We start from the raw sequence: 6,349 nt of genomic DNA on the forward strand, positions 1-6,349 counted from the left end.
ATTGAGGATGGGTTCAAGCGCGAAATTCTTGCCCAGGCGGTGATCGGTGGTGCGGTTGTCCTTGACGTTGTAGGTGCGGATCTTCTCGCTGCGATCGCCGCTGCCCACCTGGGCCAACCTGGCCGAACGCTGCACGGCATTGGCTTCGGCCAGCTGGCGCTCGTAGAGCTTGGCCCGCAGGATCTCCATGGCCCGTTCCCGGTTCTGAAGTTGGGAGCGCTCCTGGGTGCAGAACACCCGGATGCCGGTGGGTTTGTGCAGTAGGTCCACGGCCGTTTCCACCTTGTTGACGTTCTGGCCCCCGGCCCCGCCGGAGCGGGCGGTGCTGATCTCGATCTCGGTGGGATCGATCTGCACCTCAACTGGGTCAGCCTCCGGCATCACGGCCACCGTGGCGGTGGAGGTGTGGACCCGGCCCTGGGCTTCGGTGGCCGGCACCCGTTGCACCCGATGCACTCCGGCCTCGAATTTCAGCTGACTGAATACGCCTTCTCCCTCGACCGCCAGGATCAATTCCTTATACCCCCCAAGCTCGGCTTCGGAGGCACTCACCGGCTCGACCCGCCAGCCCATGCTCTGGGCGTAGCGCTCGTACATGCGGGCCAGGTCTCCAGCCCAGATGGCGGCTTCATCCCCCCCGGCCCCGGCCCGGATCTCCAGCATCACGCTGCGCCGATCGCGGGGATCCTGGGGCAGCAGGGCCAGGGTGAGTTTGGCGCGGAGCGCGCCGATTGAGCCGGCCAGGCAGGTGAGCTCCTCCTGGGCCAGCTCTTCCATGGCGAGGTCGCCTCGGTGCTGCTTCAGCAGCGCCCGGGCTTCGCGCTCTTCCCGTTCGAGCTTTTGGAGTTGCAGATGGTCGAGCACCAGGGGCTCGAGGCGGGACCGTTCCCGGGCAATCGCCTGCAACTGGCTGGGGTTGGATGCCACGGCCGGATCGGCAAGCTGGCGTTCGAGGGTCTCGAAGGTGCAGCGAGCCGTTTCTAGGCGCTCATGGAGCAGGGAGGGATTCAATCAGGCCAGGCCCAGGTATCAGGCTTCCGGAGCTGCAGGGGTAGGTTCCGCAGCGGTTTCGCTAGGGGTTGCTTTTTTGGCGCCAGCGGTTGCACCGGCACCTGAGTCAACCCCACCCATGCCGTATTTGCGCATGAAGCGATCTACCCGTCCCTCGGTGTCGAGAATCTTCTGGGTACCGGTGTAGAAGGGGTGGTTACCGCTCCACACATCTACATGGAGTTCCGGGGAGGTCGAGCCGGTGGTCATGACCACCTCTCCGTTGCAGATCACCTTGGCCTCTGGATACCAGGTGGGATGGATATCAGCCTTGGGCATGACGAAAATGTGGGATTGGCGAGGAGAAGAGATCAGCGCTTGGAGAACTGGGGCGCCTTGCGGGCTTTCTTCAGGCCGTACTTGCGGCGCTCCTTGGCCCGGGGGTCCCGGCTGAGGTGTCCTTCGGTCTTGAGCGGCTTCCGGTTGTCTGGGGACAGGTCGCAAAGGGCACGGGCCGCGCCCTGCTTGATGGCGTCGGCCTGGCCGGTGAGCCCCCCACCGTGCACGTTGACCAGCAGGTCGTATTCGGTGGCAAGACCAAGGGTCTTCAGGGGCGCCTTGACCGCTGCCAGGTAGACGGGGTTGTAGTTGAGGTAGTTGTCGCCGGGGCGACCGTTGATGGTTACGGTGCCGGTGCCCGGAACCACCCGCACGCGGGCGACAGCCGTTTTACGACGACCTGTGCCCCAGTAGACGACTTTATTGGTGCTCATTGGGCGGCAGTGGCGGGGTCGAGGGCGAGAACCTGGGGTTGCTGGGCAGCATGGGGATGGTCGGTGCCCTTGTAAACCTTCAGCTTGCGGAACAGCTGGCGGCCCAGGGCGTTGTGGGGAAGCATGCCCTTGATGGCCTTCTCCACAATCCGCTCGGGGATCCGGGCCTGGAGGTGGGCGAAGGTTTCGGTCTTCATGCCACCGGGGCGGCCGGAATGGCGGCGGTAGAGCTTCTGGGTGGGCTTGTTACCGCTCACCTTCACCTTGTCGGCGTTGATGACGATCACGAAATCGCCAGTGTCGAGGTGGGGGGTGAAGCAGGCTTTGTTTTTGCCGCGTAGCACCTGGGCAACCTCGCTGGCCAGGCGGCCGAGAGTTTGATTCTCAGCGTCCACCAGGAACCACTGGCGGTCGAGGGAATCAATCGAGGGGATGGGGGTCTTGTTCATGTCGCCTGAGCGGGCACCGGCAGGCCGGAAGTGGGGCAGGACAGCAGTTCGTTGGCAAGCCAACGTCCAGTTTCAGTGACCTTACCGCTTGACCGGCGCGCCCCCGGTTGGCAGCGGCACAGGATCGGCTGGAAGGACGGTTGAAACAGGCTGGAGCACCGGGGAATCGGAGGACTCGAGCTGGTACCGCGGTTGGCAATCATACCAGGCGGCCCTGGGAAAGATGGGCTCCCGATAGCCAACCCTCAGCAGGGACAGGCCCTGGGGGGGGGCCGCTTCCTTGACCTCCCCCCGCCGGCATTCCCGCCAGCGGCGTTCGAGCGCATCGAGGCTCAGCCGCCCTTCTCCCACGGCCACAAGCTGGCCCAGAATCAGTCGCACCATGCCATAGAGGAAGCCGCTGGCCTGGAGTTCCACCGTGATCAGATCGCCCTGCCGATCAATGTGCACCTCCTGCATGGTGGTGCGGCCGTGGGCGCGGCTGCTGCCGGCCCGCTGGAAGGCGGAGAAGTCATGCTCCCCCAGCATCGCCGCCAGGGCCCGACCCATAGCCGCCTCATCCAATCGCCGCTGGTATCGATGCCAGGTCCAGGGAGCCAGAAAGAGATTGGCGCTGCAGGAGTTGTGGATCGTGTAGCGGTAGCGCCGGTAGGTGGCGCTGAAGCAGGCATGCCAGCTGGCTGGCACCTCGGTGGCTGCCCGAACGTGGATTGAGCTCGGCAGCCGCCCGTTCAGGGCTTTGGCCCAGCGCCCGGCAGGAATCGGCCCGGCGCTGTCGAAGTGGACTACCTGGCCGGCGGCATGCACGCCCGTATCGGTGCGACCTGCTGCAACGGTGCGGCCAGGGCCCTGGGGATCCAGGCCCGAGATCACCTGCTCGAGGGTGGCCTGCACGCTGGGGGCGTTCTGTTGTCGCTGCCAGCCGCAGAAGGCGGCCCCGTCGTACTGCAGGCACAGGGCAATCCGGCGCAGGGGCGCCTCGATCGCCGTGCTGGCGCGGTCTTCAGACCAGCTCGATGATGGCCATCTCGGCGTTGTCACCCCGACGGGGCACGGTGCGGATGATGCGGGTGTAGCCACCCTGGCGCTCTCCATAGCGGTCCTGGGCCTTGTCAAACAGGGCATGCACCAACTGCTTGTCGTAGATGTAGCCGATGGCGCGGCGGCGGGCCGCCAGGCTGCCATCCTTGGCCAGGGTGATCATGCGTTCGGTTTGGTCACGCAGGGCCTTGGCCCGGGCCTTGGTGGTGGTGACCCTGCCTTCACGGATCAGTTGGGTGGTGAGCCCCCTGAGCATCGCTTTGCGTTGGTCGGCGGGGCGTCCCAGCATGGGGACTCGGCACTGGTGTCGCATGGAACTGGGCTGGTGGGGGGCGTGTCGGGAAACGGGGGCGCCGCTCAGGCGCTGGTGCGGCTCTGGGGCAGGGTGATGCCGATGCGCTCGAGCGCTTCGATCACTTCATCGGCTGATTTGGAGCCGAAGTTCTTGATCTCGAGCAGATCTTCGTAGCTGAAGCCCATCAGGTCGCTCACGGAATTGACCTGGGCGCGCTTGAGGCAGTTGTAGGCCCTCACCGACAGGTTGAGCTCCTCGAGGGGGATCTGGGTCTCGGCTGAGGGCTCCGGTTCGATGCCGGGCTCCTCCACCAGGGTCAGGCTGGCCAGGGGCTGGAACAGGGCGATCAGCTGGTTGGCAGCCTGGGCCATGGCGTCGTCAGGGGTGACGCTGCCATTGGTCTCGATCTCAAGGCGCAGGCGCTCACGGGCAGACCCCCCTTCGCCGACGGCCGTTTCATCCACGGTGTAGTTGACCCGGCGCACGGGCTTGAACACCGCATCGATCTGGAGCAGGTCGATGGCGCTCGTATCTTCGCTGTGGCGATTGACCGGTCTGTAGCCCACGCCCCGTTCCACGTGTACCTCCATCTCCAGGCTGTGGCCTTCGGCCACCGTGGCGATCAGGCGGCCGCCGTCAATTACCTGAACCTGGGAGGAGAACTGGAGGTCGGCGGCGGTGACGGTGGCGGGGCCATTCACCACCAGGCGGCCGATTTCCAGGTCGCGGTTGCGGCTGTTGACCGAGATCTGCTTGCAGTTCAGCAGGATGTCGAGCACGTCTTCGCGCACCCCGGGCACGGTGGCGTATTCGTGGTTGACACCCGAGATGCGAACGGCGGTGATGGCGCTGCCCTCAAGGCTGCCGATCAACACCCGCCTCAGGGCGTTGCCCAGGGTGGTCGCCTGGCCGCGATCGAGGGGGCCAATCAGGAAGGTGCCCGTCTGGGACCGGTCTTCGACGACCTGATGCTCGATCCGATCAATTTGATAATGCAGCACGGTCTGAAGGCTCGAAAGGTTGGAGATGGCCCTGGGGGCAAGCGCGGGGCGCCGACTCAGACGCGGCGACGCTTGGAGCGACGGCAGCCGTTGTGGGGAAGGGGGGTTACGTCGCGGATGAGGGTGATTTCCAGGCCGGCCACTTGCAGGGCCCGAATGGCTGTTTCCCGGCCTGAGCCAGGGCCACGCACCAGTACCTCGATCTGACGCATGCCCTGTTCGAGCGCCCTGCGGGCCGCAGCCTCGGCGGCGGTTTGGGCGGCGAAAGGAGTGCCTTTGCGGGCCCCCTTGAAGCCGCTGGCGCCGGCCGAACTCCAGGAGATCACTTCTCCGGCCGTGTCGGTGATCGACACAATCGTGTTGTTGAAGGTGCTCTGGATATGGGCCATGCCGTTGGGCACGTTGCGCTTCGTTTTCTTGGCGCCGGATTTTTTGGCTGGCTTGGCCATGGCGGAAAGGCCTGCTGCTGCAGGAGGTGATCAGGGAACGGGCAGGGAGGGTGACAAGGGAAGGGCTAGGGCGCCTACTTCTTCTTGCCGGCCACGGTTTTGCGGGCACCCCGGCGGGTGCGGGCGTTGGTGCGGGTGCGTTGGCCCCGCACGGGCAGGCCCATGCGGTGACGGCGGCCGCGCAGGCAGCCGATGTCCTGGAGGCGCTTGAGGGCCATGCCCTCCTGGCGGCGCAGGTCACCTTCGAGGGTGAAGGCCTCGGCGGCACCCCGCAGTTTCTGAACGTCGGCGTCGCTGAGGTCCTTGACCCTGGTGTCCGGGTTGACCCCGGTTTTGCTCAGGATCTTCTGGGCACGGGTAAGACCGATGCCATACACATAAGTGAGGGAAATCTCAACGCGCTTTTCGCGAGGGATATCTACGCCGGCAATCCGAGCCACGGGGGAAATCAATGAGGGGGCAAGATCCGCTGCCGCCGAAGCGGAGCGGGAATTAATCGAAAACAGCTGGCCCCCAGGCGGGGCTGGCCAGGGCTGGTCAGCCTTGGCGCTGCTTGTGCTTGGGGTTGGTGCAAATCACCATCACCCTGCCGTGGCGACGAATCACCCGGCATTTGTCGCACATTTTCTTGACTGAGGCACGCACCTTCATGGGCGTTGTGCTCTCCGAATTTGCAAACCGACAACCTACCACAGGGTCAACCTCCTTCGACTGCTCAGGCCAGTAGGCCTGTGATGCGGGCCGCAATGGTGTCCAACGTGCCGTGGGCCTCTACCGACTGGAGCAGGGCCGCTTCCCGGTAGTAGCGAATCAGGGGTGCGGTTTGCTCCCGGTACACCTCGAGCCGGTGGCGGATCACGCTTTCGTTGTCATCGGCCCGGCCCCGACCCAGCAGCCGCTGGAGCAGCACGGCATCGTCGAGCTCCAACAGCACCACCAGCTCGATCGGCTGGTGGAGTTCCTCCAGTAGCTGGCCCAGGGCCTCTGCCTGGGCCAGGTTGCGGGGGAATCCATCCAGTAGCCAGCCGCCCCCATCGCTGGCCGCCTGGGCCTCCAGGCGGCTGCGCACGATCGCCAGCACCAGCTCGTCGCTTACCAGGGCCCCGCTGGCCATCACCGCCTCAGCTTCCATGCCAAGAGAGGTGCCGGCGGCCACCTCGGCCCTCAGCAGGTCGCCCGTGGAGAGGTGCAGCAGGTTGTGGGCTGCGGCCAGAAGCTCCGCCTGGGTGCCCTTGCCAGCGCCGGGGGGGCCGAGGAACAGGAGACGTTTTTTCATGTCATTAATGCAAACTGAACTCCAAACGGCACTGCAAGGGGGCACCGCAAACGGCTGGGATCGGCCGGCTTATTG

11 protein-coding genes are annotated in these 6,349 nt (G+C 65.4%); all 11 read right to left on the minus strand.

Features of this window, described 5'->3' with window-relative positions; all coding sequences use genetic code 11:
• A partial coding sequence (gene prfA / locus KBZ15_RS16070; RefSeq protein ID WP_255016205.1) for a peptide chain release factor 1 occupies positions 1–1,011 on the minus strand: 1,011 nt, incomplete at its 3' end.
• 18 nt (positions 1,012–1,029) lie between these two features.
• Positions 1,030–1,329, minus strand: a complete 300-nt coding sequence (gene rpmE / locus KBZ15_RS16075) for a 50S ribosomal protein L31 (protein WP_255016206.1) — start codon at positions 1,327–1,329, stop codon at positions 1,030–1,032.
• A gap of 32 nt (positions 1,330–1,361) precedes the next feature.
• On the minus strand, positions 1,362–1,763 hold the full coding sequence (gene rpsI / locus KBZ15_RS16080; protein ID WP_197147986.1) for a 30S ribosomal protein S9: 402 nt from the start codon (positions 1,761–1,763) through the stop codon (positions 1,362–1,364).
• A complete protein-coding gene (rplM, locus tag KBZ15_RS16085; protein WP_197147987.1) occupies positions 1,760–2,212 on the minus strand; it encodes a 50S ribosomal protein L13 in 453 nt (150 codons plus the stop codon). The genes rpsI and rplM overlap by 4 nt, the downstream gene beginning before the upstream one ends.
• An 81-nt stretch (positions 2,213–2,293) precedes the next feature.
• Entirely contained in the window at positions 2,294–3,196 is a 903-nt protein-coding gene (gene truA / locus KBZ15_RS16090) for a tRNA pseudouridine(38-40) synthase TruA (RefSeq protein WP_255016210.1), read from the minus strand.
• A 19-nt stretch (positions 3,197–3,215) separates the two neighbouring features.
• Complete coding sequence (gene rplQ, locus KBZ15_RS16095; protein ID WP_255016207.1) at positions 3,216–3,566, minus strand: 50S ribosomal protein L17; 351 nt, start codon at positions 3,564–3,566, stop codon at positions 3,216–3,218.
• Between the two features lie 44 nt (positions 3,567–3,610).
• Positions 3,611–4,549, minus strand: coding sequence for a DNA-directed RNA polymerase subunit alpha (locus KBZ15_RS16100; RefSeq protein ID WP_255016208.1), 939 nt, complete (start codon positions 4,547–4,549; stop codon positions 3,611–3,613).
• 56 nt (positions 4,550–4,605) lie between these two features.
• On the minus strand, positions 4,606–4,998 hold the full coding sequence (gene rpsK / locus KBZ15_RS16105; protein ID WP_254932500.1) for a 30S ribosomal protein S11: 393 nt from the start codon (positions 4,996–4,998) through the stop codon (positions 4,606–4,608).
• Between the two features lie 74 nt (positions 4,999–5,072).
• The gene (rpsM, locus tag KBZ15_RS16110) at positions 5,073–5,438 is read right to left on the minus strand and encodes a 30S ribosomal protein S13 (protein ID WP_197147992.1); all 366 of its coding nucleotides are present in this window, start codon (positions 5,436–5,438) and stop codon (positions 5,073–5,075) included.
• Between the two features lie 97 nt (positions 5,439–5,535).
• On the minus strand, positions 5,536–5,649 hold the full coding sequence (gene rpmJ, locus KBZ15_RS16115; protein ID WP_006173336.1) for a 50S ribosomal protein L36: 114 nt from the start codon (positions 5,647–5,649) through the stop codon (positions 5,536–5,538).
• A 64-nt stretch (positions 5,650–5,713) separates the two neighbouring features.
• A complete protein-coding gene (locus KBZ15_RS16120; RefSeq protein ID WP_255016209.1) occupies positions 5,714–6,274 on the minus strand; it encodes an adenylate kinase in 561 nt (186 codons plus the stop codon).
• Positions 6,275–6,349 lie beyond the last annotated feature (75 nt).

Origin of the sequence: Cyanobium sp. BA20m-p-22 (assembly GCF_024346275.1) — a bacterium.
Classification (GTDB): Bacteria; Cyanobacteriota; Cyanobacteriia; order PCC-6307; family Cyanobiaceae; genus Cyanobium_A.

What these genes read in the sequence shown, in the direction of transcription:
- rplM (WP_197147987.1), bottom strand. Translation starts at nt 2,212, where the DNA reads ATGAACAAGACCCCCATCCCCTCGATTGATTCCCTCGACCGCCAGTGG.
- KBZ15_RS16120 (WP_255016209.1), bottom strand. Translation starts at nt 6,274, where the DNA reads ATGAAAAAACGTCTCCTGTTCCTCGGCCCCCCCGGCGCTGGCAAGGGC.
- rpmE (WP_255016206.1), bottom strand. Translation starts at nt 1,329, where the DNA reads ATGCCCAAGGCTGATATCCATCCCACCTGGTATCCAGAGGCCAAGGTG.
- rpmJ (WP_006173336.1), bottom strand. Translation starts at nt 5,649, where the DNA reads ATGAAGGTGCGTGCCTCAGTCAAGAAAATGTGCGACAAATGCCGGGTG.
- rplQ (WP_255016207.1), bottom strand. Translation starts at nt 3,566, where the DNA reads ATGCGACACCAGTGCCGAGTCCCCATGCTGGGACGCCCCGCCGACCAA.
- rpsI (WP_197147986.1), bottom strand. Translation starts at nt 1,763, where the DNA reads ATGAGCACCAATAAAGTCGTCTACTGGGGCACAGGTCGTCGTAAAACG.
- rpsK (WP_254932500.1), bottom strand. Translation starts at nt 4,998, where the DNA reads ATGGCCAAGCCAGCCAAAAAATCCGGCGCCAAGAAAACGAAGCGCAAC.